Source organism: Virgibacillus kimchii (genome assembly GCF_055379185.1).
In genome coordinates this window covers 858458-885224 of the sequence record NZ_AP043951.1, presented here as the reverse complement: position 1 = coordinate 885224, position 26767 = coordinate 858458, and the positions used below count along the sequence as shown (strand labels likewise).

Below are 26767 nucleotides of genomic sequence, written 5' to 3'. Positions count from 1 at the left end.
ATAGATGCTAAAACCGCAGAAAACTGGTAAAGTGAAGGGAGCATGGTTGATTAAAGGCGGTTGTTAAATATGAATGCAAAAGAACAAACTGAAAACCTAAGGAGATATGTGACCCGCTTAAAAGAAAGATATAAAACCAACGCTCCTCCGGAAAACAGGAAAGACAGAGAATTCTTCCAAAAGGTAAAAGAGGAAACAGCACCTATTTATCAATTGTTGAACGAGTGGGAAGAAAAAACATTAAAACTTGTAAAGGAAAGAAAAGTAAATGTGCATCCGCAACAGGTTACTTCAACCAGAGAAAACATGGAACTAATGCTAATGCACAGTTACTATATTGATGTAAAACAAAAGCGCTTTATGGAGCTTCATAATTCCATTGTCTATATTTTTGACCAACTGCTGAGGGAGATCGAGGGGGACCAATCAGAACCAGGAGGGGACCAGCATTGAAATCACAATTATTGACTGAAGCAAGAAATATAATGAAAAATGCCTATGTGCCATACTCAAACTTCCGCGTAGGAGCAGCACTGCTCACTGAATCCGGTGAGGTTTATACAGGATGCAACATTGAGAATGCAGCGTATCCTGTATCCTGCTGTGCTGAGCGAGTTGCGATATTTAAAGCTATTTCCAATGGAGAAACAGCGTTTGCCGAAATGGCAGTTGCTGCAGACACCAATAGGCCTGTTCCTCCATGTGGTTCATGCAGGCAGGTGATGAGTGAATTTTTCGACAAGTCAATGGCTATTCATCTTACAAACTTGCAGCATGACGTAAAAACAGTCTCCATGGAAGAGTTACTGCCATTTTCTTTTGAACATGCGGACATGACAGAAAAATAATTTTATCAAGCAAATTGGCTGATCCATCGATCTTAAGCCTTCATTTGTGTGTTATATTAAAAAAGTTATATGCTTTTTTCGCTAAAGGGAGGGGTGCTGTTTTTCAGTTCCCTTCCTTTTTGCTATAATGAATATAATGGTCTAAATCCAGATTTTTTTAATACAATGAACATGAGCAACCATGATGAAATCAAAAGAAATAAATATGGCATTTAATGAGGTGATGGGATGAGTTCAAATATTGGTCAGTTAACGGGAAAAGATATACTTGAAAAGGATTTTAAAACGACAATGCGGGGATATAACCAGGAAGAGGTGGATGAATTCCTGGATATTATCATCAAAGACTATGATACCTTCCGTCAGGAGATTGAAAGGCTTCAACAGGAAAACATGCGGCTGAAAAAAAGCTCCCACGAGCAAACAAGAACAAGACAAACACCAAGCCAGCCCGCTCCACAGGTAAATTACGATGTTTTAAAGCGGCTGTCCAATTTGGAAAAAGCCGTATTCGGTAAGAAATTTGCTGATTCCGACGGGTAAAAGGCTGATTGTTGTGCCTTTTTAGGTGAACTTGAAATGAAGTTACCGCCATGGTATAATCATTTAGGTGATAAAAGTTAACTATTCATGTAATCGCTGTAAGTATTTTACAGAGGAAAGTCCATGCTCACACAAACTGCGATGTTTGTAGTGTTCGTGCTTGACGAAATCATAAGTCAAGGTAGCCATCAACGGCTAACGGCAGAATAAATTCCTAAGTCAGATCGATAAGGAATGATATTCTTGAAAGTGCCACAGTGACGTAGCTGTTATGGAAACATAACAGGTGGAACGAGGTAAACCCCGCGAGTGAGCAACCCAAACAATGGTAGGGGCACCCTTTATTAGGGAAAAGGAACCGAACAAGGGACAAGTTATAAAACTTGTAGATAGATGATTACAGCCGGAGTACGAGGATGACCACCGCCAGCAGTACAATGGCACAGAACATGGCTTATCGAATAGTTAACGGTCTTTAGTGGAAGAATAAACCTTTCTTATGGTATTTTCTATAAGAAAGGTTTTTTATATGCAAATGGAACCGCAGTCTTAACGATGAGCCAAGAAGCAAGACAATTTTACATACGGAAAAAATACAAACGAACCATAAATTGAAGTGAGGGGATTGAACAGGATGAAAGAAGTAAAATTGGTGGCTACAGCTGCCATGGGATTGGAGTCCGTCGTTGCAGACGAAGTGAAGAAACTGGGATACGAGGTAAACGTGGAGAATGGAAAAATTATTTTTGACGCACCGTTATCAGCCATACCGCGGTGCAATTTATGGCTTCGTACAGCTGACAGAGTAAAAATCGTAGTCGGCAAATTTCCTGCTGTCACTTTTGATGAACTCTTTGAAGCGGTAAAATCGCTCCCATGGGAAGAATATATAGAGGAAGAAGGAAAATTTCCGGTTACCGGGAAATCGGTTAAATCAAAGCTTTACAGCGTTCCAGACTGTCAGCGGATTACAAAGAAAGCAATTGCGGAGCGCTTAAAGCTTAAGTACGGTTTGGCAAAAAACATGCCTGAAACAGGTCCCCTCTATAAAGTGGAAGTAGCATTATTAAAGGATGAAGCTGTTTTGACAATCGATACAACCGGTGCGGGTCTGCATAAAAGAGGCTACCGGATTGGACAAGGTGATGCGCCTTTAAAAGAGACTTTGGCTGCAGCACTTGTTATGCTGACAAATTGGAAACCTGATGACCCACTTCTTGACCCGTTTTGCGGCTCAGGCACAATACCGATTGAAGCTGCTCTTATCGGTCAAAACATTGCACCGGGTTTTAACAGGGAATTCGTTTCCGAAGAGTGGAATTTCATCAAAGACAAGTACTGGGAGGAAGCGTTTGAGGAAGCAGAAGATAGAGCAAGATACGATCAGGATCTGGAAATATACGGGTCGGATATTGACCATAATGCTGTACAAACTGCAGTAAAAAATGCAACAGAGGCAGGACTCGGCGATCTAATCAACTGGAAACAGCTGCAGATAAAAGACCTTCAAATCAAAAAAGAAAATGGATACCTGATAGGAAATCCACCATACGGAGAACGTATCGGGGATAAAAGCAAAGTTGCCGAAATGTACGAGGAGCTTGGAAGGATCATGAAACAACATCCAAGCTGGAGTGTTTATATTCTTACTGCTTTTGAACAGTTTGAAAGCAAATACGGCACGAAGGCAACCAAAAAAAGAAAGCTGTTTAATGGTTTCATCCAAACCAACTATTATCAGTACTTCGGAAAAAAATCATCCGTTCACAAGTAAGAACTCAGATTAACATAGAGGCTGGGACATAACTAATTGTATTGGAGAAAAAGCCAAACAAACCACTTACCCAGCTCCGGGAATATACGGAGACTCCTTGAAAATGCTATGCATTTTCTCACGAAGATGTAATGCTGCTTGTCCAGCAGGATAAAAGGCATCGATGAGACCCTGCAGGGCAACATTAATCAAAACCACCAGTGTGAACTGGTGGTTTGCTCTGCGGCTGAAAGCCTATGTTACCGGCCTCGGCCTAAAAGGCCCACTGAATGGGTTTCCCTTTTGCACCACACTTACTCACTGATTCTTAAAGAATCTCTTATTTCTTTTTATTTTTCTTACCGGTGAACGGATCAAATTCTTCAAATAATGTTAATTGATCGCTCATGTAATCCTCCCTAAGCTGATTTCGTATATACTCTTGAATTTGATTTTTATTTCTTCCCACCGTATCCACAAAGAATCCTCGACACCAGAATTTTCGATTACCATATCTATACTTTAAATTCGCATGACGGTCAAAAATCATTAAACTACTTTTACCTTTTAAGTATCCCATGAATTGAGACACACTCAATTTTGGTGGTATACTAACTAACATATGAATGTGGTCTTTGCATGCATTTGCTTCGTGTATTTCAACGCCTTTTCTTTCGCAGAGATCTCTGATTATTTCTCCTATACTTCTTTTATATTTTCCATATATGATTTGTCTTCTATATTTTGGTGCAAAAACTATATGGTACTTACATCTCCACTGCGTGTGTGCTAAACTATTCTTGTCCTTCATTGGACGTGCCTCCTTCTATGGTGAGATTTTGGTGGTCGGGAAACCTACCTAATCTTACCATGAAGCGAGGCTTTTTTTGACCCCACGCTAGAAGCTCTCTGGAACCCCCGGCATAGCCGGGGGTTTTCAAAGATCATAATGAAGGCCGACTAAAAACGCCCTTTGCGGGCAACGTCGGCATACCCCTTGTCGGGGCAAGGAGGCTCATCAGCCGCCTGCGGCAAAGAAGACACTGAGAAAACGACCAACGGGAGTTTGATTAATGCTTTTCGGTGGGACGAGCATTTACGCGCAGTCCCAGATGTCGCACTTGTGCCCGTGGTGAAAGCGAAGTATATTCCCGGAGCAGCCGGTGATACTCTATCACCATGATTTGTTCGGATTTTCTTCTAGACGTTAAAGTTATGTCCCAGCCTCATTTTATCGTTAAGCACTTGTGTGGATCAGCTTTTGTATGTTTTTTGATTAAAAGGGAAAACTTGAAATATGACGTTCTTTGTCTGCAGATTAGGAGGGTAAACCATGACATATATATGCTCGATCGGTACGGGAATTCCGCCTTATGAGATTTCGCAAAATGACATAAAACCATTAATAAAGGACATATTCTCCCTAACTGATAGAGAAACTGCTAAATTATTTCCTGTCTTTGACAATACACTGGTAAAAAAAAGACAATTTGCTGCTGAACCTTCCTGGTTTAAAAATAGCCATACATTTAAAGAAAGCAATTATCTTTATCAGCAATCTGCAACAAATCTGTCCCTAGCTGCGATAGATGAATGTTTGGCAAACAAAGACTTCCTCAGCCGGAACATTCCCCATGAAGCCATTGATATGATTGTTTATGTGTCAAGTACCGGCTTATCCACGCCTTCGATAGATGCCTTCCTTATGAACGAACGTCCTTTTAAGGAAAGTATTCAACGGATGCCTTTATGGGGACTCGGATGTGCCGGTGGTGCCATCGGATTGTCACGGGTCCACGATTTTATTACAGCCAATCCGGACAAGACAGCTTTAATCGTCTGCTGCGAACTATGCAGCCTGACCTTTCAAAAGTCAGATCGGAAAAAGAGCAATATGGTCGGAACAGCACTGTTTGGGGATGGTGTAGCCGCTGCCGTTGCAGTAGGCAGGGACTCGCCATTGAGATCCTTTAGCAGAAATAATATACCTGAAATTAGAAAAACAAGTTCTTGCACAAAAAAGCACACCCTGGAAGTCATGGGTTGGGACATTACCGATAATGGTATGGAAGTAGTGTTTTCCAAAAGTATTCCGGCGCTTATTGGGAGTTTCTGGAAAGAGCATATCAGCAATTTTTTAGAAGAAAATCTTCTTTATCAGGAGACACTCCATTCTTTTATTGCCCATCCCGGAGGTAGGAAAGTACTTGAGGAAATGGAAAAGGTCTTGCATGCTTCCCGCAATAAATTTAAACATTCTTATACTGTTCTGGCCGACCATGGAAATATGTCTTCTGCGACTGTCCTGTATGTACTGAAAGCATGGATGAAAGAAGTGGTGGAAAAAAATGAAAAAAGTATATTATCTGCAATGGGGCCGGGATTCAGTTCCGAACTCATGCTGATCGAGTGGGGGAAAGGATGATGCCGCTAATTTTATGGATATTATTTTTACTAATAATAATCCAGCGATTAATAGAGTTAAAAATAGCAGGAAGAAATGAAAAGTGGATGAAGGAAAAAGGAGCCATTGAAATAGGGAAGGAGCATTATAAATGGTTTATTCTTATTCACAGTTTGTTTTTCTTCTCTATCCTGATTGAAATAATACTGCGGAATGTGTCTGCTGTGCAGCTTAACTATGTATTATTTATTTTATTTCTTTTAACACAGGTTGTCAGAATTTGGTGCATTTCGTCATTGGGTAAATTTTGGAATACTAAGATCATTGTTTTGCCCGGATATCCCCTGGTAAAGAAAGGACCTTACAAATATGTTAAACACCCAAACTATATTATTGTAGGGGTAGAGCTATTTATTATTCCATTATTATTTGGTGCTTACGTTACAGCGGTCATTTTCCCAATCCTGCATATTCTTTTGCTGCGAATACGGATACCATGTGAGGAAAAAGCGTTAAATAAAGCAGTCAGGACATAATTAAAAGGAGGTCTGTCTATCCGACAGCCTTCTTTTAATTTCATTATGAATTTCCGATCAGTCCATAAAATGGCGGTGATCCGGGTGATAATTTTTGAATAATATCAGGAAACTGTATATCTGCAAAGAATATTCATGCAATAGTGATGGCAACCTATGAACAACATTTGGAGTGGTCACTTGCCATAAGACGGTGAAACCTTTCTATATCACAATAAATAGTGCATAGAGAATAACCCAGCTGACGATAATAAATAGACCTGTTAATATTTCAGAAATGAAAGGCCTCTTAAGTCGGCTATTTTTCATTATGAGTTGTCTGTTCTGTTTTTTCCCTTCAAAACTTGGCATTTTTACCCTTTCATTTAAATGACCTCTTGTTTTCATCATACGAAATAGAATTAATTACAAAAAAGGTGAAAAACATGTAGATAATATATGAAAAAAGGAACCTGCATGCTATTCATTTGTTATATCAGCAGCACGAAACAGGAGTGATTTCAATTGGTATTCTGGATCTATACCATATTCATATTAATATTGTCAGTCAGGGTTTTGGAGCTTTATATATCAAGAAAAAATGAGCAATGGCTCAAGGTAAGAGGAGCCATTGAGGATGAAGGCTGGAAGTACAGGTGGATTTATTTGCTTCACTGGTTATTTTTTCTGTCCATATTGGCAGAATGCCTCCTGCTTATACAACCGGACAAATTGCACACTTTGTTTTTCTTTTTATTCATTGTCCTAACTGCCGGCAAGCTTTGGTGTATGGTCAGTCTGGGAAGGTTTTGGACGTTGAAAAAATTGATGCTTCCGGGTGTGCTGCTTTTTAGAAGGGGACCTTACAGGCTTATAAAGGAGCCTTACAACATCATCTCTATCATTCAATTATTTATCGTTCCGCTTCTATTTGGTGCGTATCTTACAGCGTTGATCTTTCCTTTAATTCACCTCTTAATAATACAGGTGAAACTGCCTGAAAAGGGGCGAGCATATACAAAAGCACCTTTATAATAGCGGAAAACAAAAAAAGCAGTAATTCCTGAATTTTCAACAGGAATTACTGCTTTTATATATAGTATCAATTTAGTTTTTAACTACATTTGCAGCTTGAGGTCCACGTTCGCCTTCAACAATTTCAAAGGATACTTGCTGGCCTTCTTCCAAAGATTTAAAGCCTTCTTCCTGGATTGCTGAATAGTGAACAAAAACGTCATTTCCCTCTTCCAGCTGAATGAAACCATAACCTTTTTCTGCATTAAACCATTTTACTACACCATTTTCCATGTATTTAATCCTCCTAAAAACTTTCACGTTCATCATAGGAAACGTGGTAATACAAAGCAGACTTACAGAACATAAAAACAGGCAGCTTATATAGAATTGCAGGATCACATTCACATCCACTTCTATAGAAGCTGCCTATGTTATATATGAATCCGTACATCTTCTTTGCTTGTGTCTAATATAGCTTAATTATATTCTCCAGTCAAGAAATTGACTTATATTCCAAAAGAAATAATTAAAAAATTCTCTATTACATATGTATAATGTCAAATTGTCCCATCAAGTATTGGGGTAACAACAGGAAGAGATGCTGTATTTGCTTAGACAAGAATATAAACCATTACGTTTATCTTAATCAAATCAGTAAATAACTAGCTTTGTTTCTGATATAATAAAAGGTATAATGAAAGCGCTCTAAGCATGATATGATCTAATTTAAATAATGGAAAGGAGCATCATAATGAAAACCGATATTGATATAGCACAAGAAGCCAAGTTAAAGCCGATTGATGAAATTGCTGCAAACCTTGGATTATCGAAAGAAGATTTCGAGCCATACGGCCATACAAAAGCAAAGCTTTCTGATCAATTGTTGGATAAGCTTCAGGATAAACCTGATGGTAAAGTAATACTGGTTACTTCCATCAATCCGACACCTGCAGGGGAAGGGAAGTCCACGGTAACAGTTGGACTGGGGCAGGCATTAAATAAAATAGGCAAAAAAACCGTGATTGCACTGCGCGAACCCTCGCTGGGTCCTGTCATGGGACTGAAAGGCGGAGCAGCAGGCGGTGGTTATTCACAGGTATTGCCAATGGAGGATATAAACCTGCATTTTACCGGGGATCTGCATGCAATCACAACTGCTAATAATGCCCTTTCAGCCATGATTGACAACCACATTCACCGTGGAAATGAATTAAATATTGACGCACGGAGAATTGAATGGAAAAGGGTCATGGATATGAACGACAGAGCTCTGAGACAGATTGTTGTCGGACTCGGCGGACCGATGCGTGGTGTACCAAGGGAGGAAGGCTTTAATATTACTGTAGCCTCAGAGATCATGGCCATTCTATGCCTGGCTAAAAATATGGATGATTTGAAAACAAGACTTTCCAATATCGTTATAGGCTATACACATAAAGAGGAGCCGATTACCGTAAAAGATCTGAAAGTCGAAGGCGCCCTCACGTTGCTTCTCAAAGATGCGATGAAACCAAACCTTGTACAAACCATGGAGAATACACCTGCCATTATTCATGGCGGTCCATTTGCCAATATTGCGCATGGCTGCAATAGTATTATGGCAACAAAAGCCGCTGCCAAGCTGGGGGATTATGTTGTAACAGAAGCAGGGTTCGGGGCAGATCTCGGGGCTGAAAAATTTCTTAATATAAAATCCCGTGCCGGCGGGTTTGATACAGATGCCGTTGTTGTTGTTGCCACTGTAAGGGCTTTAAAAATGCACGGCGGCGTGGCAAAGGATCGGTTAAAGGAAGAAAACGTGGGTGCATTAAAAGCCGGAATGGAGAATTTGAAAAAACATATTGAAACGATTGAAACTTTCGGTCTACCGTACGTTGTTGCCATAAATAAATTTCCTTCCGATACGGAAGCAGAAACGAATTTCATTAAATCCTGGTGTGAATCGAGAAATATAGACGTGGCACTTACCGATGTTTGGGCAAACGGGGGAGAGGGCGGTATTCAATTGGCGGAAAAAATAGTTGAAACAACCGATTCTCCGAACAGGAATTTTAGTTATCTGTATGACCTGGATCAGACATTGGAAGCCAAAATCAGAAAAATTGCCCAAACCGTATACGGGGCAAAAGAGATTGAACTATCATCCAAAGCAAAGAAGCAAATGTCGTTTTATGAAAAGCAGGGGTGGGGGAAACTTCCAATATGCATGGCAAAAACCCAATATTCCCTTTCTGATGACCCAAATCTGCTGGGCCGTCCGAATGATTTCACCATTTCGATCAGAGAGCTACGCCCCTCGATTGGAGCAGGTTTTATCGTCGTATTGACCGGTGACGTTATGACCATGCCGGGCTTGCCCAAAAAGCCTGCTGCATTAAATATGGATGTGACCAGTGATGGGAAAGTGCAAGGGTTATTTTAATAAAATACGCATAAAAAAAGAACCATTCTTACGACAATTCCGTGGATGGTTCTTTTTTTATTTCCTGTATAATTATAACGGATGCACTTATCCGCCTGATGATAAATCAGTATGGTGGCATTTAATCCCCAACAGGATCTTCCCGGTTATGTCCGCTGTTCAATAACCAATTATGCTGGAATATTTCTGTTACAGCGAGCAAAGCCCCTGTTAATACAGCTCCCCAAAATGAGACAAATGTATTTACAAAAAGGAAAGCACTAAAGTAAATAAAAATGGCTGAAACACCCCAGTCGATAAAGACAGTCAGCCATTTTGTATTTTCATTGAGTATGGCAAGTTCCATTGCATATCCGACAAAAGCCAATAATACCCCAATGATAATGGGCTGGTACCAACCCGCAAAATTGACATTCGGAAATATCCATGAAGCAATGATTATGCCAATCGGGGTAACGAGCAATTTCACAACTAAACCATTCATCTAATCCCACCTTTCCTCTATTGTAGGATTAGTGTCTGCAAATATATGGAGATTATTACTCACAGGCTATTAAAACACACAGCTATTCCTGAGAAACCCGTTTTGCTCCCAAATATCTTGGTTCCCAATAGGGATTGCTTAAATTACTTATTTCCACGCCGTTTGTTTCACCGGCATGAATAAATTCCCCATTGCCTATATAAATCCCCATATGGGATGGTCCGGGCTTGTATGTCTCAAAGAAAACAAGATCCCCGATGGAAGGAGAATCCACCGGTTGGGCGAAATTCCAAACTTCACTTACTGTCCGCGGAATGGTAATATCTTGAGATTGAAATATATATTGAATGAAACCACTGCAATCAAAGCCACTTGGAGATGTACCTCCCCAGGAATAGGGGGAGCCAATCATGGACCGGGCTTCTTCCACTGCTCCTTGTGTGTGGGAGGATGTAACTTCCGCTTTTTTTATTTCCTTTTCCTGCTGATCTTTTTCTTCATTTGTTTTACTTACTTCCTCATCTTCCTTATTTACTTCCGTATTTTCCTGCTCGACATCCGGTTCCGCATTTTCCTCCTGGTCTGATTCATATAAAGCTGCCAAATCATCACGGGTTACTTCCTCGGATAATTCTATTCCATGCTCTTCTTCAGCAATTTCAAGGGCTTTTCTCGTGAGCGGGCCATAAATGCCGTCCAGTTCACCTTCATAATATCCAAAGTATTGCAATGCTTCCTGTATAATTTCTACGTCTTCTCCATGCATACCGGGGTAGACCGATTCAGAAAGCTGTTCCACCTGATTCAGATATCTGTCTTTTTCCATTTGTATGATAGTGCGTATGGTATCGTCATCAGCCTGGCCATACGAAGCTATATAATGATCCGTTTGTATCTTTTTAAGTGCATGCTCTGTAAACAATCCAAAATCTCCATCTATCTTATCATCATAATAAGATAGCTTTTTTAGCTTTTGCTGGAGTATCCTGACCGACTCCCCGTGTTCTCCATATTGAAGCTGTTCTGAGTTCAATAATATTTCATTCTGCAAATCAGGATATGCATCAACGTAAAAAACGAATGGCTGACTCAACACATAGCTATACAAAACAGATCTCTTTACTACGTGCTCTACCGTACCGTTAATCATACAAAAATCCCCTTTCATTTCGGGTGTCTATTAAGTTTTATGAGAAAAACAACTATTTATGAATTACGGTTACATTACAACTTTATGTTACAATAAGAAAAACAGATATGAATAGGAGGCAGGGAAAATGGCAAAAGGTGAACAGGCTTATTTGGATTTATGCAGGCATATTTTAGATAAGGGAACAAAGAAAGAAGACAGGACAAATACCGGTACTTTATCTGTATTCGGCCATCAGATGCGTTTTAATTTAAGCAATGGCTTTCCTTTATTAACTACAAAAAGAGTTCCTTTTCGGCTTGTGGCCAGTGAACTTCTCTGGTTTATAAAGGGAGATACAAATATACGTTATTTACTTGAACATAACAATAACATATGGAACGAATGGGCTTTTGAACGCTGGGTAAACAGTGCGGAATATGAAGGTCCGGATATGACCGACTTTGGAAACCGCAGCCAGCAAGATCCAGCCTTTAAAAAACAATACGAAGAACAAATGGATATTTTTAAAGATAGAATACTGAACGATAACACATTTGCTGATAAATACGGAGAGCTTGGTTCCGTATACGGAAAGCAGTGGAGGGATTGGAAAACGTCCAAAGGAAGGACGATTGACCAGTTAAAAGAGGTGATTGAGGCGATTCGGACCAAACCCGATTCCCGCCGTCATATCGTTTCTGCCTGGAACCCGGAAGATATACCGTCCATGGCCCTACCGCCATGCCATACATTATTCCAGTTCTATGTTGCCGATGGAAAATTATCCTGTCAGCTGTATCAAAGAAGCGCCGACATCTTCCTTGGGGTGCCATTTAATATTGCAAGCTATGCATTGCTTACACACCTCATTGCACATGAGTGCAACCTGGAAGTTGGTGAGTTCGTGCATACGCTGGGTGATGCACATATTTACTTAAACCATGTTGAACAGGTAAATACCCAACTGGGAAGGGAAGTGCGGGCATTTCCCGAATTGAAAATTAATAAAGAAAAAAAATCCATATTTGATTTTGAACTAACTGATTTTGAATTGATTAATTATGATCCGCATCCATCCATTAAAGCACCAATTGCAGTTTAACAGGAGGGACAACCTTGATTTCACTATTAGTCGCAATGGACCGAAACCGTGTTATTGGACACAATAATCAATTACCATGGCATCTACCCAGGGATTTGCGCTTTTTCAAAGAAAAAACTACCGGAGGAACGATAATAATGGGCAGAAAAACCTTTGAGTCCATAGGGAGGGTTCTGCCAAAGCGCAACCATATTGTTCTAACAAAACAGGAAATGGGTTTTCCGGAAGAAGTGGAAGTTATTTCAGATATACCCTTGTTGCTGGAACGCACCCGGCAGAATCCCGAGGAAGAGTATTTTGTCATTGGCGGAGGGGATATTTTCACACAATTAATGCCCTATGCCGACAGAATGTACATTACCTGGATTGACGAAGCTTTTGAAGGAGATGTCTATTTTCCTGACTTTTCCCCGGATGAGTGGCAACTAACTTCTGAAGAAAAAGGGGAGAAGGATGAGAAAAACTCCTATGATTATTACTTTTTGCAATATGACCGAAAATGATTAATTGGGGAGCTGCTATGACTGTTATCGGAATTATACTCGCTGGTGGTAAATCATCCAGAATGGGGGAAAATAAAGCTTTATTGCCATTGGGCAACCAAAAGGTGGTTGAGCATATTTATGACGAATTATTTAGCTTGAGCGATAAAGTGGTAGTGGTGGCCAACGATCCATCATTGTATTCATTTCTTAAATGTGATATTGTCAGTGACCGGTTCCGGGAAAAAGGACCTTTAGCCGGGCTGGAAACAGCTTTTTTCCACAAGAAAGCTGATGCCTATATCGTCTCTGCCTGTGACACGCCTTTAATTAATAAAGACGTATATCAACACCTTTTTTCCAATCTCCATAACTATGACGCCGCAGTCCCGGTCTTTGACGAACAGACCCATCCATTATCCGGCATATATAGAAGGTCTGCTTTGCAGGCCGTACAGCAGCAGTTGGATAAAGGGGAGTTAAAGGTAAAAAGTTTTTTTGAAAATATTTATGTTAACTATGTTGATGAATTTGATGGAATTTCCGAAAAGACATTACATCGGCATTTTTTCAATATGAATACACGCTCCGATTATGCAGAGATTAAATTATTATATGATTTGTCCAATTAGTGAATTACATGGTAAACTATTGATGTTTCTAGTATAAGGAAGTATAATATTCTATGAACATTATGTGTATTATCAAGTGTTTTCACTTGTTGTTTCAGTAATAATGCCAATAACGAAAAGTAGGTGTATTCATGTTATCCAGTATCGGTTTTCCCGGGTTGATATTAATATTAATCATTGCATTAATTATATTCGGGCCTTCCAAATTGCCCGAGATCGGTAAAGCCGCAGGTCAGACATTAAAGGAATTTAAAAAGTCCGCCAATGACCTTACCGGTGATGTAAAAGATGAAGTAAAAGAAGCGAAGGACATTGTGTCGGACGGAAAAAAAGACTAGTACCTAACTTCATATACAGGTAATTCTTTCTTATTGCTGCCTGGTAAATAAATCTTTGGGAGTGATGAAATGTTAAGCAGTATCGGTATCCCGGGGTTGATTTTAATACTTATTATTGCGCTGATTATTTTCGGGCCGTCTAAGTTACCGGAGATCGGCAAGGCTTTTGGGGGGTCTTTAAAAGAGTTTAAAAATGCTACAAAGGATATTTCTTCCGATGATTCTACCCCAAAGAATGAAAAATAAGTATCTATGACTGATGTGAAGGTGTAAGGTACATATCCTTGCATCTTCTTTTGTGTTTTTAAAGGAGTTGCCCAGGCTAAAGAGGTGAAATGAATGACTGAGCGTGAAACAGACTATAATGAAAAAGAAATGAATGTGGTCGGACATCTTTCCGAACTGAGAAACAGACTTATTGTCACTGCTGTTTTCTTCATTTTATTTTTTATTACCGGCTTTATTTTTGTAGAAGATATTTATTATTTTTTCATCAAAGATTTGGAATTTCAGTTAACCATTCTCAGTCCGGGTGAGGCAGTATGGCTGTATTTTATGATGGCTGGACTGGTAGCCATTACAGCTACCCTGCCGCTTCTCGCCTACCAAATTTGGGCATTTATAAAACCCGGGTTGACCCCGAAAGAGAGAAAGGCGAGCATACCGTACATTCCGGCTATATTTATATTATTTGTGAGCGGTTTTGTATTCGGGTATTTTATGTTTGTAGAACTGATCCTGCCTTTCCTGCTCAGTGTCAGTGAAGGCATGTTCAACGAAATGTTTACAACGGAAAGGTATTTTAAATTCGTACTAAGGGTTACTTTGCCTTTTGCTATTTTGTTTGAAATTCCGGTGATTTCCATGTTTTTGACAAGTCTGGGGCTTTTAACTCCGGATTTTATGCGCAGAAAGAGAAAATATGCTTATTTTCTTTTAATTGTCATCAGTGCGATGATTACTCCGCCGGACTTTATATTGCCGCTTATTATTTCAGTACCATTAATTATTTTATACGAAGCAAGCATTTATCTGTCCAAGGTGGTCTTCCGTAAAAAAGAAGAAAAACATCGGAAATTCATGGAAGAGTAAGAGGTGTACATCATGCGGTCTTTTTACCATTTTCTAATGACTTATCGGGGAAAGCTTAAACCGGATGAATTCAGCCGTCTTGCCGACTGGGCATATACATCGTTTGATTTCCCCAAGCATTCGGCTGACTATGATGAAATCAGCAGATACCTGGAAACGGAAAGTCCTTTTCCAGGTGCTTTAACTGTTTTTGATGAATTATGGGAAATATATACGGAACATGATTAAAGGTGCTGCCAGTAGGCACCTTTAATTTATGATAACCCTGGTCACGGCATTAAAAGGAACGGATACTTCCCCGTTTGGCTCTCCTTTTATGATTACACATTCCTTTTCTTTATCCATACGTTTAATTTTCCCGGAGTAGTCCAATTCATTACCGTTTTTATAAACAGACAAGGTAATGGGACACTGCTGCTGAAAGGCTTTTACTAACTCATGATTCATGCTTTCTATTTCCTGCGGATCCAATAACGGCCTATGCGTTTTCCCATCCTCCTCCCACAGCTCTTTCAGTAATTCTGCATGCTCCGGCAGCATAAGTGTTGTCCATTTTATATTTCCTCTATCCTGTACCATTTTTCTCACCTCTATAACAGTATAACCGAACACAAGTTCTTTTTTCAATGTAATTATCTTCCTCATCATGAACTGATGACGAAAAGCAGCCATATAATAGCAATACTCTAAGCAGGGGAGGAAGTCTCGTTTTACATAAACCTGTCGTATTCTATATTTTTCGTCATAATCCGCTATGATCTCCACTGTAGTTGTAAATTCCTGCGGTTTCCCGGGAAATAGTTATGTTATTACCGGAAATAAATGAATGGACAGGCACGTTAAAAAATAGGAAAGGGTGCTTCACAGCAGATCCTTTTGATGGGACGAGGATACTTCGCAGTCTCAGCCTACACAATTTACGGTAAAATACGTACAATAATCCAGACTAATATATACAAAGGCGGAGATAATATGTTTTTTCCAAGCCAGCGTCCGGGAAATATGATGCCCGGCCAAATGCGCCCTCCTTCCAATACTATGATGCCTCCCGGAGCAATGAATGGCATGCCCCGGACAAATAACACACCGGGGATTTTATCACGCTTATTAAATTCCCAATCCGCAGCCGGAATGGCTAATCCCGGGGAAGGGGGAGGAGGTCTATCCGGCGCATTAAATAATGTGCAGCAAATATTAAATGTGGTACAATCCAGCGCACCTTTAGTCCAGGAATATGGCCCCATGATTAAAAATCTGCCGGCAATGTATAAGATGATGAAGGCATTTAAAGATATGGAGAGCTCCGGCAAAAAAACGGATGAATCCACAGAAAAAGAATCGACAGGTGAGATGGAAGATGGTTCCATTGACTGGGAGAGCAGTTCCATTCAATTGGAAAGCAATGCGAAAACCGATAAAATGGAATCAGAAAGTAAAGATAGGACGCGGACCGGGAATGGAGAGTCTGTTCCGAAGCTCTATATATAACATAAGTCGCCGCACTTGATTTTTTATACAATAAGCGAAAAAATAGAGGTAGTATATATATACAAACTGGTGGAGGTGCGGAAATGGCTTCAAATAGAGAAACAGCTACATTTGCAGGCGGATGCTTCTGGTGCATGGTAGAACCATTTGATGAACGTCCGGGTATTATAAGTATTGTTTCGGGATATACAGGCGGAGATGTGGAAAATCCAACCTATGAACAGGTTAGCTCAAACACAACCGGTCATGTGGAAGCCGTGCAGATTAAGTATAATCCGGACATCATGTCCTACGAACAGCTTGTGGAAACATTTTGGCAGCAAATTGATCCAACCGACCCGGGAGGTCAATTTAATGATCGGGGAGAATCCTACAAAACAGCCATATTTTATCATAATGAAGCACAACGGAGGATTGCTGAAGCATCCAGGCAGAAACTTGATGAAAGCAAAAAGTTTTCAAAACCGATTGTTACGGAAATTCTTCCTGCCAAAACCTTCTACGAGGCCGAAGAAGAGCATCAGGACTATTACAAAAAGCAATCCTTCCACTACCGGCTCTATAAAAAAGGTTCCGGGAGGGAGGATTTTATTAAGGAAAATTGGCAAAAACCCGTGGATAAATCGGCATTGAAAGAAAAGCTGACACCACTGCAATATCATGTAACACAGGAAAACGGAACAGAACGTCCTTATCAAAATGAATATTGGGATAATGAAAAAGAAGGCATTTATGTTGATATTGTTTCCGGTGACGTTCTGTTCTCCTCCCGTGACCAATACGACGCCGGGTGCGGATGGCCAAGCTTTACCAAGCCGGTTGACAATTATCAATTAACCGAAAACACGGATACCTCCCACGGAATGATCAGGACGGAAGTGAGAAGCAGAAATGCAGATTCCCATTTGGGACATGTATTTGAGGATGGCCCAAAGGAAGCAGGGGGATTAAGATATTGTATGAACTCTGCTGCCATGCGTTTTATTGAAAAAGAACATATGGAAAAAGAAGGGTATGGAAAATATTTATATCTTTTCAAGGATTAATAAAGGAGTTAAAACATGATTCATCTTGACTGGGAAAACAAGGAAACAATAAAGCAGGTTAAGTGTGTCCATGCGGACGCAAAGAAATTTATCGTAAACAGAAAATTAACACCCGGGAAAACGTATGATGTAAAAAATGAAACTGATGAATTTTACTTTATCATCGATAACAGTGACCGGGTAGGCGGTTTCCTGAAAGATTACTTTGAAGAAGTATAAGCTGTGTTCGTTTTGAACACATACGAACTATGAAGGCTGTATTATCATACCTGCCAACAAAATACGTGAAATCAGCTTTATAGAAAAACAGAAGGAGGGAGGACGACCTTTCTCCTTCTGTTTTCATCTTTAATCCAGATATAAATTGGCAAGCAGTATTCCCAGACTTTTTTCATACATATCGGGAAATTGCTCCACCGGCAGGGGATTAACACCGCGTCCCAGTTCCACCGTAAAACCCGGCCTCCTGAATTCCTGTATGAACCAATCTTTATATCCGGCATAGCTGTCAACATACTGTACAGGCTGATAGCCGCTCACTCTCTCATATTCATTTACAATTACTTCGGACTCCGGAGGCTCCAGACCCTGAAAACCCCAAAATATGACTTCTCCCTGTGTATGAAAAGCATGAACCCTTAAGAAATTCCGCTCAGCTGCCATTTCTGCCATGGCAATGGCCTCAGGTTCCGTCAGTGGCTGGTAACCGGGGAAATCAGCAGGCTGCGGGGAACTTGGTTTTCGTGCACTTTCCGTTTCCCATAATGCGGGATATTGATTATTTAAGTCCACACCTCTTATATTTGCTTTCCAATTGGAAAAATCTTCATTTTGGTTGTTGATTTCCAGCACTTCCTCCTGATATTCCCCGGCAGCCTCAGCCCCATTTAAAACAAGATTGACACCATCCGGATTAACCATAGGAACAATGGATAAAAGGGAATCGCGGTAAAATGGGAGCATAAACAGACCTCTGATAGGAAGATGATTAGTAAGAGAAAGTGCATATTCATTAATAAATTGCATGAGTACCGGAGTAGTAATCCATTCCTGTGCGTGAAAGGATCCATTTACATGGACGTTCTTTGCACCCCTTCCGATCTGCAGATCTATAATATCTTTAGTCATCACCGATTGGCCAATAACCTGCTGCATGATAAAAGGATATACTGTTGCCAGCTTTTCCATATCCGACAGCATTGTTTCATACGTATAATGGCTGGCATCCGAAATAATCATCCCTTCCACTTTATGAGGCAAATAAATCTGTTCGTTAATTTGTAACTGGAAAGCATCTATCCCCGGGTTTAATAAACGGAGACTATCCACCGGCACATTATTAGTCATCGAAATCGTCCATAGGGTATCATTCGGTTGGATGGTATAGGGTTCAACCATATAGCCGGGGATAGCAACTTGTTGTCCAGTTGTTAGTTGATCAGGTGTAATGCCAGGGTTCGAATCCTCAATCAATATGAGGGGTATGCCGAACAGCTGACTATAGTACCATAGAGTATCTCCGTTTCTTACAGTGACCTCCATCTAATTCCCTCCTTATGATGGATGAATAGTAATTCCTATGTTTACAAGGCTGAAAAAATGAATAATTTCCCTGGTTCGACATACGTGATCATTGAGTTTCTTTTTTATTTTTAAAGGGAAATAAGTTATACTGTAACTAGCCGACATAACTCATAACATACTACCGATGGGAGGAAGACGAATGGCTTTTGTAATCACTTCACCGTGTATCAGTGAAAAATCCGGGGAATGTGTGGAAGTTTGCCCTGTTGATTGTATAGAAGAAGGAAAAGATATGTTTTATATTGATCCGGATATATGTATAGACTGTGGCGCTTGTGAAGCAGTATGTCCCGTAGAGGCAATTTACATGGAAGATGAAGTACCTGAAGAAGAATCGAAGTATATCGAAATAAACCGCAAGTTCTTTGAAGAGCAATAAAACAGAAAGCCGCTGCCGTGACAGGCAAAGCGGCTTTTTTTATTTAGTAATTCCACTTAAAATTAAAGCCATGTACAGTTTCAGCAGGCTGTGGTAACCATAAAAAATTCTCCAACCTACGAATGTACAGTAAAATTGTTAATAATTAACTCATAATATGGGAACACTGATTAAAGTAAGCGTTGCCAAAAGCAAATATGGAAGCCGGTTGCCTAATCCCTGTTAGTAAAGAATAATAAAACAGTTTTTCTGCTTTAGCTGCAGCTTACATAATTTATAAAAAGATAAATAATTAAGTGATAAATGTCACATTATTTTTCAGTGTATTAGTTATCGTTTGTAGAGAAAATCTGCACATGTTATCCTTACCACTAATTAACAATGTAGATTATTCTAATATTAACCACAAATCTGTCATTTCGTTGGAGGTGCAAAATGAGCAAACCATCTACACCGTTGTGGAAACGTCTGTCTTATTTTGGAAAAGCAGAAAAACTGAATGACCAGTATGAACGATCTCCGGAAGACCGAACCAAAACAGAGCGCTATTACCGCAGAAGGTGGCAGCATGATAAAGTAGTAAGAACGACACATGGGGTTAACTGTACCGGTTCCTGCAGCTGGAGGGTTCATGTTAAAGATGGGATTATTGCTTGGGAAACCCAGGCCATAGATTATCCGACTACAGGAAAGGATATGCCGGAATTTGAACCACGTGGCTGTCAAAGAGGTGCCACCTTTTCATGGTATACGTACAGCCCCCAACGGGTACGTTATCCCTACATCCGTTCAGCTTTATTAAAAATTTGGGCTGAAGCGCTAAACGAACAGAAAGATCCTGTAAAAGCATGGAAAAGCATCGTGGAAAACCCGGACAAATCCCAAAGATACAAATCCGCAAGAGGAAAGGGAGGATTTGTCCGGACAACCTGGGAAGAGATTAATACGCTGTTATCTTCCTCTATTATTTACACCATTCAGCAGTATGGACCGGACCGGATTTTTGGATTTTCCCCCATTCCTGCAATGTCGATGGTCAGTCATTCCAGCGGTGCCCGCTTTCTTAATTTAATTGGCGGCTCGCTTTTAAGCTTTTATGATTGGTATGCAGATTTGCCACCTGCATCGCCGCAAGTATGGGGTGAGCAGACAGATGTACCTGAAAGCTCGGATTGGTTTAATTCAAGCTATTTGCTTGTATGGGGTTCAAACCTGCCGCAAACCCGTACACCGGATGCCCATTTTATGGTGGAGTCACGCTATAAAGGCACAAAGATTGCAGCAGTAGCACCGGACTATGCTGAGTATGTAAAATTTGCAGATACCTGGCTGCCGGTGGAAGCCGGGATGGATGGAGCACTGGGAATGGCCATGACGCACGTCATTCTAAAAGAATATTATGTGGATCAGTCAACACCGTACTTTAATGATTACGTTAAAAAGTATACAGATTTACCTTTTTTAATCACACTCGATCAGGACGGGGAAAATCTGAAAGCAGATAAATTTGTCCGGGCTGAAAACGTCGGAATGAACATTCCCAATGCAGCGTGGAAGACCGTGGTTTATGATCAAAAAAGCGCTTCCTTTGCAGCCCCTGACGGTACGATAGGTCATCGCTGGGAAGATAATCAGACTTGGAATCTCCATTTGCGTGATACGGATAATGAACTCGGAGAAATAGATCCTGTCTTATCATTAAAAGATCATGCTGATGAAATAGTTGATGTCAGTTTCCCCGAGTTTACAAACACTTCCAATCACAACATTTATAAAAGAAAAGTACCTGTAAAAAAAATAATGATTGATGGAAAAGAAAAGTATATCACAACTGTTTTTGATCTATTACTGGCTAATTGCGGCGTGACCCGTAATTTACCCGGTGAGGAACAAATTAATTATAAAAATGAAAGCGCTGCATTTACTCCCGCATGGGCGGAAAAAATGAGCGGTGTACCTGCGGAGGATATTGCACAAATCGCCAGGGAATTTGCCCAAAACGCGGTAGATTCAAAAGGTCGCTCCATGATTATTATGGGATCGGGAATCAATCATTGGTATCATTCCGATATGATTTACAGATCCATTCTTAATCTTGTTTTGCTGACAGGATGTGAGGGGGTAAACGGTGGTGGATGGGCCCACTATGTCGGCCAGGAGAAGATTCGTCCGCTGGAAGGTCACCAATCTGTAGGAATGGCAAGAGACTGGGGGATACCAGCAAGATTGCATGCCGGTACGTCGTTTTTCTATTTTGCTACGGAACAGTGGCGGTATGATACCCAAAAAGTGGATGGGCTTATATCTCCGTTAGCCAAAAAAGGCCGCTACGATCATTTGGGAGATTATAACTCCCTGGCGGCAAGATTAGGTTGGGTGCCCTCATACCCGCAATTTGATCAAAATTCGACAAAGCTGGTTGGAGATCAATCCGAAGAAGAAACAGTAAAATCAATCGTAGAGAAAATAAAATCCGGTGAAATGAATTTTGCTGTGGACGATCCAAGCAATCCCGTCAATTTCCCAAAAATGCTTTTCGTGTGGCGGGCAAATCTGATCGGCAGCTCTGCAAAGGGGCATGAATACTTCCTAAAACACTTATTGGGTACCCATGAAGGAACATTAAGTGAACAGGAAGAAGAGAAAAACACGAATGAAATAAAATGGATAGAAGATGTGCCGGAAGGAAAGTTGGACCTGCTTATCAATTATGACTTTCGCATGAGCGGTACGGGGTTATATTCGGATATCGTTTTACCTGCCGCCACATGGTATGAAAAACATGATTTATCAAGTACGGATATGCATCCCTTTATTCATCCATTTAATCCGGCAATTACTACCCCCTGGGAATCCCGGACGGATTGGAATGCATTTAAATCTCTGGCAAAGAAATTTTCGGAAATGGCCGAAACCTATTTGCCTGAAACAGTTAAAGATGTTGTTGCCCAGCCATTGCTGCATGATTCAAAAGATGAAATACGGCAGGCTTATGGCACGGTTCCAGATTGGAAAAACGGGGATTTTGAACCAGTACCCGGCGTTAATTTCCCTAAACTCCAGGTCGTTGATCGTGATTATCCCCAGATCTATGAAAAGTTTATTTCCCTGGGAGATAACATTCGAAATCAATTGGGTGCTAAAGGCATCTATTGGGATGCAAAAGAAGAGTACGACCTGCTTAAAAAGTTGTTGGGTGTAAATAAAAAGACGAAATACTTCGAAGGACTGCCAAGTATTGAATCCGATCGTCAGGCAGCAGAAACCATTCTAACTTTATCCAGTACAACTAACGGATCTCTTGCCATGAAAGCATGGAAAGCCCTGGAAAAGAAAACAGGCCAGAAAAATCTCACCGATCTGGTGAGCGAGCGGGCAGAGGAAAGGATTTCTTTTAATAATATAACAATTCAGCCAAGGCAGGTTCTCTCATCTCCCGTTTTTAGCGGTTCTGTAACTGGAAACAGAAGATATGCCAACTTTACAACAAATACTGAAAAAATGATTCCTTTCAGAACGTTAACAGGGCGTCAGTCTTTCTACCTTGACCATGACATCATGCTCGAGTTTGGAGAAGGTTTGCCGACGTTTAAACCACCGTTGCAAAAGCTGACTTTCTATGGAGGGGACCGGAAGCCGGAAGCAGTGGAAAATGAAATTACCCTGCGTTATTTAACACCACATTATAAATGGTCCTATCACTCAACGTACTATGATACACAGCAAATGCTCACGTTATTCAGAGGGGGACCTCATGTCTGGTTGAATAATGAGGATGCTGAATCAGTTGGCATTAAAGATAATGACTGGATTGAAATGTATAACCGTAATGGTGTGGTAGTTGCAAGAGCTGTAGTGAGTCATAGAATCCCAAGCGGCATCACGTATATGTATCACGTGCAGGACCGGCTGATCAATGTTCCCGGCTCAAAAATAACAAAGACACGAGGAGGGACATTTAACAGTCCGACACGAATTCATATTAAACCAACCCATATGATTGGAGGGTATGCCCAGCTCAGCTATGGATTTAATTACTATGGACCGACCGGAAATCAGCGGGATGAACAGGTAATTATACGAAAAATGGAAAGGGAAGAGGTGGATTGGCTTGAAGATTAAAGCGCAATTTGGAATGGTGATGAATCTTGACAAATGTATTGGCTGCCATACGTGCAGCGTAACGTGCAGCAACACATGGACCAATCGTCCCGGAACCGAATATATGTATTGGAATAATGTAGAAACCAAACCAGGAATGGGCTACCCGAAAAGATGGGAAGATAATGACGAAAGAAAAGGCGGCTGGCATTTAAAGAACGGCAAACTTGAACTAAAAGCCGGAGGGAAAGTAAGCAAGCTGTTAAATATCTTTTACAATAAAGACCTGGTCGAAATTGATGATTATTACGAGCCATGGACATATGACTATGAAAATTTAATCAATAGCCCTGAAAAGGAACACCAGCCGGTAGCCCGTCCAAAATCCCAACTAACGGGAGAATATATGGATATTACATGGGGACCGAACTGGGAAGATGATTTAGCCGGTGTCCATGAAACCGGACATCACGATCCCAATATGAGAAACCTGGACGAGCAAATTAAATTTGAATTTGAAGAAACTTTTATGATGTATTTGCCGCGGATTTGTGAGCATTGTCAAAACCCATCCTGTGTATCATCCTGTCCATCCGGGGCAATGTATAAGAGAGAGGAAGACGGAATTGTACTTGTAGACCAGGAATCCTGCCGCAGCTGGAGATTCTGCATGACAGGATGCCCGTATAAAAAAGTTTATTTTAACTGGAAAACAAACAAAGCGGAAAAATGTACTTTTTGCTTTCCAAGAATCGAAAACGGAGAACCTACCATTTGTTCAGAGACTTGCGTGGGACGCCTTCGATATATTGGTATTGTATTGTATGACGCAGATAAAGTATTGGAAGCAGCCTCTGTCGAAGATGAGAAGGACTTATATGAAGCACAGCTGGGAACCTTCCTGGATCCGTATGACCCTGAAATACAAAAAGAAGCTGTGAAACAGGGTATTCCGGAAGACTGGATTGAAGCAGCCCAAAGATCTCCTGTTTACAGGCTGGCCGTCGAGCAAAAAATTGCTTTGCCGCTGCATCCTGAATACAGAACTATGCCAATGGTTTGGTACATCCCGCCATTAAGCCCGTTTATGAATGCTTTGGGTGGACAGGTTGATTCTTTAAGTCCGGATGTTATTTTTCCAACAATTAACCAATTCCGGATCCCGATTGATTATTTGGCAAGTTTGTTTACAGCGGGTGATACGAATGTCATAAAAAGAGTATTGCAGAAATTAGTTGCCATGCGCACCTATATGCGGGCAAAAGAACTGAATAAACCTTTTGATGAAAAAATTCTTGAAGAAGCAGGGATGACCAGAGATATTGCGGAGGAAATGTATCAACTGTCAGCCATTGCAAAATATGATGACCGTTACGTTATTCCTAAATCCCACCGGGAAGATTCCGGAGATATGTTTTCCCACCAGGGAAATGCCGGGTACGACTTTATGGAAGCTTGCCGCAGTTGTATGGGCGGAGGTGCTGCAGCAGACCCACTTGAATATTATGAAAGCGGATTCTGGAGGGAATTAGATGAAACTTCATCAAAAGGTGTATAAAATAGCAGCCTTATTATTGCAATATCCGCAGAAAGAATGGGTTGATGAACTGCCTGAATTGAAAGCAGAAATTCAGAAGCTGGAAAACCCAATGGCAAAAGCTTTTTTGTCATCCTTTATTCACTATCTGGAATGCACACCATATATTCGTATATGCGAGAATTACGTAAATACATTCGATTACCATGGAGTAACATCCCTCTATTTAACCTATAATGTATTTAAGGACTCCAGAGACCGCGGGGAGGCACTGGTTAAATTGAGAAGAATTATGAATGATTCGGATTTAGAGCTGGAATCAGAAGAATTGCCGGATTATTTACCAATGATCCTGGAATTTTTATCTGAAGCAGAGGAAAAATATATACAGCGAATGCTGAAGCTGCATTTAAATTCCATGGTAAAGGTGTCAAAAGATTTAGCGGAAAATGATAGCCCATATCATTTTCTGCTAAAGGCTGTCATTGAGGTTTCCCGGCAGTTATTAAAAAACGAAAAAGTATCTTAATGTGAAAGGGTTGGAGCTCCATGACAAACCTTGATATATTTCTCTGGGTCATTCTTCCATATTTGTCGTTAACCATTTTTATATTAGGCCATATCATTCGATATAATTATGATCAGTTTGGCTGGCAGGCCAAATCAAGTCAATTTTTGGAACAAAAAAGATTAAGATTTGGAAGTACTGTATTTCACTGGGGAATAATCTTTGTGTTTTTTGGTCATGTTGCAGGACTGCTCATACCCAAACAATGGTTTGATGCCATCGGAATCAATGATGATATGTACCATTTTGGTGCCATTTGGTTTGGCAGCATAGCAGGGCTGGCTGTTGTGGTAGGGGGATTCTTCCTGTTTTTGCGGAGGGTTTCTGTTAAACGGATCGTAAAAAACAGCTCTGTCAGTGATTATGTAGCTCTGATCATGCTGGGGATTGTTGTACTGGTCGGCTTTACCAATACAGCTGGCTATACCGCTACCGGAGGCGACTTTGACTATCGGATAGTAATAGGGCCATGGATACGGGAAATTCTGACTTTCCGTCCATCCGAAGGTATGATCCTTGCAATGTCAGAAGCGCCGATCGGTTTCCAATTGCATGTTTCGCTGGCATTTGTTCTATTTGCCATTTGGCCGTTTACACGTTTGGTCCATGTGTTCAGCCTGCCATTAAAATACTTGAGGAGAAATTACGTTGTATTCAGAAGCAATAAACCTGTAATACAAAAGAAGGATGCACATAAAAAAGAAATTAATTAATATGGTATCCCTGCCTTCATGAACAAAGAGGGCAGGGATGAGTAAATAATCAGGGAGGGAGCTTATTTTGGTAACGGGACCATCACTAAGGAAATTGGATTCACATAGCGCAATACACCATGGGGCATATGTGGAAGCAAGGGACCTGACTGAAGTAACGGAGAAACTGTTTTATGAAAATCGGAAAGAGGATTGTTTAAAAGCAGCAGAAGCACTTATTGAATATTGGGAAACCCGCGTGATTGCCCATGCTGATACAGAAGATGACGGATTTTATAAAGAACTTCTGGAAAAGAAACCGGAATTGGAAAGAAACTTACATATGCTTTCAAGAGATCATGATCTGTTTCGGATTATCATTCGGAACATTAAGGAACAATTAGAAGAAGAAAAGTTGATTACAAAAGCCATGTTAAATCAGTTTCATGCATTACTGGTCATAAAGGAAATACATAATCATAGCGAGGAAACGACCCTGTTCAAGGATGAAAATGAAAAAACTGTCACTTAATGTGGCAGTTTTTTCATTTATAAACATATTTTCTAACCAATAAGGGAAAACTTTAGCATAATGTATGTAAAGGAGG

30 protein-coding genes and 1 other RNA gene are annotated in these 26767 nt (G+C 40.5%); 25 read left to right on the top strand and 6 right to left on the bottom strand.

The window, feature by feature from the left end; genetic code table 11:
- Window positions 1-69 precede the first annotated feature (69 nt).
- The 5 genes from ACZ42C_RS04430 (at window position 70) to ACZ42C_RS04410 (ending at window position 3165) form a co-directional block, all read left to right on the top strand.
- On the top strand, window positions 70-453 hold the full coding sequence (locus tag ACZ42C_RS04430; protein ID WP_461182790.1) for a DUF1798 family protein: 384 nt from the start codon (window positions 70-72) through the stop codon (window positions 451-453).
- Window positions 450-848 carry a cytidine deaminase gene (gene cdd, locus ACZ42C_RS04425; RefSeq protein ID WP_461182791.1) on the top strand — a complete coding sequence of 133 codons (399 nt, stop codon included), beginning with the start codon at window positions 450-452 and terminating at the stop codon, window positions 846-848. Before ACZ42C_RS04430 ends, cdd begins: the two co-directional genes overlap by 4 nt.
- 228 nt (window positions 849-1076) lie before the next feature.
- Window positions 1077-1391 carry a cell division regulator GpsB gene (gene gpsB, locus ACZ42C_RS04420; RefSeq protein WP_461182792.1) on the top strand — a complete coding sequence of 105 codons (315 nt, stop codon included), beginning with the start codon at window positions 1077-1079 and terminating at the stop codon, window positions 1389-1391.
- 81 nt (window positions 1392-1472) lie between these two features.
- An RNA gene (rnpB, locus tag ACZ42C_RS04415) (RNase P RNA component class B) lies at window positions 1473-1853 on the top strand.
- Window positions 1854-2025: 172 nt separating this feature from the next.
- The gene (locus ACZ42C_RS04410; protein ID WP_461182793.1) at window positions 2026-3165 is read left to right on the top strand and encodes a THUMP domain-containing class I SAM-dependent RNA methyltransferase; all 1140 of its coding nucleotides are present in this window, start codon (window positions 2026-2028) and stop codon (window positions 3163-3165) included.
- Window positions 3166-3484: 319 nt separating this feature from the next.
- On the opposite strand, the gene tnpA is transcribed toward ACZ42C_RS04410, so the two are convergent.
- On the bottom strand, window positions 3485-3955 hold the full coding sequence (tnpA, locus tag ACZ42C_RS04405; RefSeq protein ID WP_464891329.1) for an IS200/IS605 family transposase: 471 nt from the start codon (window positions 3953-3955) through the stop codon (window positions 3485-3487).
- 522 nt (window positions 3956-4477) lie between these two features.
- Here tnpA and ACZ42C_RS04400 point away from each other — a divergent pair.
- From ACZ42C_RS04400 to ACZ42C_RS04390, 3 genes are all read left to right on the top strand, one after another.
- Window positions 4478-5569 (top strand): type III polyketide synthase, encoded by a 1092-nt coding sequence (locus tag ACZ42C_RS04400; protein ID WP_461183281.1) that lies wholly within the window; start codon window positions 4478-4480, stop codon window positions 5567-5569.
- Window positions 5566-6084 (top strand): isoprenylcysteine carboxyl methyltransferase family protein, encoded by a 519-nt coding sequence (locus ACZ42C_RS04395; protein WP_464891328.1) that lies wholly within the window; start codon window positions 5566-5568, stop codon window positions 6082-6084. Before ACZ42C_RS04400 ends, ACZ42C_RS04395 begins: the two co-directional genes overlap by 4 nt.
- 504 nt (window positions 6085-6588) lie before the next feature.
- On the top strand, window positions 6589-7098 hold the full coding sequence (locus tag ACZ42C_RS04390; RefSeq protein WP_461183279.1) for an isoprenylcysteine carboxylmethyltransferase family protein: 510 nt from the start codon (window positions 6589-6591) through the stop codon (window positions 7096-7098).
- Between the two features lie 72 nt (window positions 7099-7170).
- Here ACZ42C_RS04390 and ACZ42C_RS04385 read toward each other — a convergent pair whose 3' ends face one another.
- On the bottom strand, window positions 7171-7371 hold the full coding sequence (locus ACZ42C_RS04385; protein WP_461183278.1) for a cold-shock protein: 201 nt from the start codon (window positions 7369-7371) through the stop codon (window positions 7171-7173).
- Window positions 7372-7831: 460 nt separating this feature from the next.
- On the opposite strand from ACZ42C_RS04385, the gene ACZ42C_RS04380 reads away from it, so the two are divergent.
- Window positions 7832-9502: a formate--tetrahydrofolate ligase gene (locus tag ACZ42C_RS04380; protein WP_461183277.1), complete on the top strand. Its 1671-nt coding sequence runs from the start codon at window positions 7832-7834 to the stop codon at window positions 9500-9502.
- A gap of 121 nt (window positions 9503-9623) precedes the next feature.
- Here ACZ42C_RS04380 and ACZ42C_RS04375 read toward each other — a convergent pair whose 3' ends face one another.
- Together ACZ42C_RS04375 and ACZ42C_RS04370 are read right to left on the bottom strand one after the other, a co-directional pair.
- Complete coding sequence (locus ACZ42C_RS04375) at window positions 9624-9986, bottom strand: DUF2512 family protein (RefSeq protein ID WP_461183276.1); 363 nt, start codon at window positions 9984-9986, stop codon at window positions 9624-9626.
- An 82-nt stretch (window positions 9987-10068) separates the two neighbouring features.
- A complete protein-coding gene (locus tag ACZ42C_RS04370) occupies window positions 10069-11136 on the bottom strand; it encodes a C40 family peptidase (protein ID WP_461183275.1) in 1068 nt (355 codons plus the stop codon).
- Window positions 11137-11263: 127 nt separating this feature from the next.
- Between ACZ42C_RS04370 and ACZ42C_RS04365 the strand changes: the two genes are divergently transcribed.
- The 7 genes from ACZ42C_RS04365 (at window position 11264) to ACZ42C_RS04335 (ending at window position 14992) form a co-directional block, all read left to right on the top strand.
- Window positions 11264-12220, top strand: a complete 957-nt coding sequence (locus tag ACZ42C_RS04365) for a thymidylate synthase (protein WP_461183274.1) — start codon at window positions 11264-11266, stop codon at window positions 12218-12220.
- 14 nt (window positions 12221-12234) lie between these two features.
- Entirely contained in the window at window positions 12235-12723 is a 489-nt protein-coding gene (locus ACZ42C_RS04360) for a dihydrofolate reductase (RefSeq protein WP_461183273.1), read from the top strand.
- 17 nt (window positions 12724-12740) lie between these two features.
- Entirely contained in the window at window positions 12741-13334 is a 594-nt protein-coding gene (gene mobA, locus ACZ42C_RS04355) for a molybdenum cofactor guanylyltransferase (protein ID WP_461183272.1), read from the top strand.
- Window positions 13335-13465: 131 nt separating this feature from the next.
- Window positions 13466-13672: a twin-arginine translocase TatA/TatE family subunit gene (gene tatA, locus ACZ42C_RS04350; RefSeq protein ID WP_461183271.1), complete on the top strand. Its 207-nt coding sequence runs from the start codon at window positions 13466-13468 to the stop codon at window positions 13670-13672.
- Between the two features lie 69 nt (window positions 13673-13741).
- Window positions 13742-13918, top strand: a complete 177-nt coding sequence (gene tatA, locus ACZ42C_RS04345) for a twin-arginine translocase TatA/TatE family subunit (RefSeq protein WP_461183270.1) — start codon at window positions 13742-13744, stop codon at window positions 13916-13918.
- A gap of 93 nt (window positions 13919-14011) precedes the next feature.
- Window positions 14012-14764: a twin-arginine translocase subunit TatC gene (gene tatC / locus ACZ42C_RS04340; protein ID WP_461183269.1), complete on the top strand. Its 753-nt coding sequence runs from the start codon at window positions 14012-14014 to the stop codon at window positions 14762-14764.
- Window positions 14765-14776: 12 nt separating this feature from the next.
- A complete protein-coding gene (locus ACZ42C_RS04335; RefSeq protein ID WP_461183268.1) occupies window positions 14777-14992 on the top strand; it encodes a YozE family protein in 216 nt (71 codons plus the stop codon).
- A gap of 21 nt (window positions 14993-15013) precedes the next feature.
- Here the strand turns inward: ACZ42C_RS04335 and ACZ42C_RS04330 are convergent, their stop codons facing one another.
- The gene (locus tag ACZ42C_RS04330; protein ID WP_461183267.1) at window positions 15014-15391 is read right to left on the bottom strand and encodes a YolD-like family protein; all 378 of its coding nucleotides are present in this window, start codon (window positions 15389-15391) and stop codon (window positions 15014-15016) included.
- Between the two features lie 345 nt (window positions 15392-15736).
- On the opposite strand from ACZ42C_RS04330, the gene vrrA reads away from it, so the two are divergent.
- The 3 genes from vrrA to ACZ42C_RS04315 all read left to right on the top strand — a co-directional run bounded on the left by vrrA (window position 15737) and on the right by ACZ42C_RS04315 (window position 17517).
- Complete coding sequence (gene vrrA, locus ACZ42C_RS04325; RefSeq protein ID WP_461183266.1) at window positions 15737-16252, top strand: VrrA/YqfQ family protein; 516 nt, start codon at window positions 15737-15739, stop codon at window positions 16250-16252.
- A gap of 83 nt (window positions 16253-16335) precedes the next feature.
- Window positions 16336-17298, top strand: a complete 963-nt coding sequence (gene msrB / locus ACZ42C_RS04320; RefSeq protein WP_461183265.1) for a peptide-methionine (R)-S-oxide reductase MsrB — start codon at window positions 16336-16338, stop codon at window positions 17296-17298.
- A 15-nt stretch (window positions 17299-17313) separates the two neighbouring features.
- Window positions 17314-17517 carry a DUF6501 family protein gene (locus tag ACZ42C_RS04315; protein WP_461183264.1) on the top strand — a complete coding sequence of 68 codons (204 nt, stop codon included), beginning with the start codon at window positions 17314-17316 and terminating at the stop codon, window positions 17515-17517.
- A 129-nt stretch (window positions 17518-17646) separates the two neighbouring features.
- Here the strand turns inward: ACZ42C_RS04315 and ACZ42C_RS04310 are convergent, their stop codons facing one another.
- Window positions 17647-18840: a M14 family metallopeptidase gene (locus ACZ42C_RS04310; RefSeq protein ID WP_461183263.1), complete on the bottom strand. Its 1194-nt coding sequence runs from the start codon at window positions 18838-18840 to the stop codon at window positions 17647-17649.
- 181 nt (window positions 18841-19021) lie between these two features.
- On the opposite strand from ACZ42C_RS04310, the gene ACZ42C_RS04305 reads away from it, so the two are divergent.
- The 6 genes from ACZ42C_RS04305 to ACZ42C_RS04280 all read left to right on the top strand — a co-directional run bounded on the left by ACZ42C_RS04305 (window position 19022) and on the right by ACZ42C_RS04280 (window position 26691).
- Window positions 19022-19261: a 4Fe-4S dicluster domain-containing protein gene (locus ACZ42C_RS04305; protein WP_461183262.1), complete on the top strand. Its 240-nt coding sequence runs from the start codon at window positions 19022-19024 to the stop codon at window positions 19259-19261.
- A gap of 435 nt (window positions 19262-19696) precedes the next feature.
- Window positions 19697-23383 (top strand): nitrate reductase subunit alpha, encoded by a 3687-nt coding sequence (locus ACZ42C_RS04300; RefSeq protein WP_461183261.1) that lies wholly within the window; start codon window positions 19697-19699, stop codon window positions 23381-23383.
- Window positions 23373-24920, top strand: a complete 1548-nt coding sequence (narH, locus tag ACZ42C_RS04295) for a nitrate reductase subunit beta (RefSeq protein ID WP_461183260.1) — start codon at window positions 23373-23375, stop codon at window positions 24918-24920. Before ACZ42C_RS04300 ends, narH begins: the two co-directional genes overlap by 11 nt.
- Window positions 24895-25428 (top strand): nitrate reductase molybdenum cofactor assembly chaperone, encoded by a 534-nt coding sequence (narJ, locus tag ACZ42C_RS04290; protein WP_461183259.1) that lies wholly within the window; start codon window positions 24895-24897, stop codon window positions 25426-25428. Before narH ends, narJ begins: the two co-directional genes overlap by 26 nt.
- A 20-nt stretch (window positions 25429-25448) precedes the next feature.
- On the top strand, window positions 25449-26180 hold the full coding sequence (narI, locus tag ACZ42C_RS04285) for a respiratory nitrate reductase subunit gamma (protein ID WP_461183258.1): 732 nt from the start codon (window positions 25449-25451) through the stop codon (window positions 26178-26180).
- Window positions 26181-26247: 67 nt separating this feature from the next.
- Window positions 26248-26691 (top strand): hemerythrin domain-containing protein, encoded by a 444-nt coding sequence (locus ACZ42C_RS04280; RefSeq protein WP_461183257.1) that lies wholly within the window; start codon window positions 26248-26250, stop codon window positions 26689-26691.
- Window positions 26692-26767 lie beyond the last annotated feature (76 nt).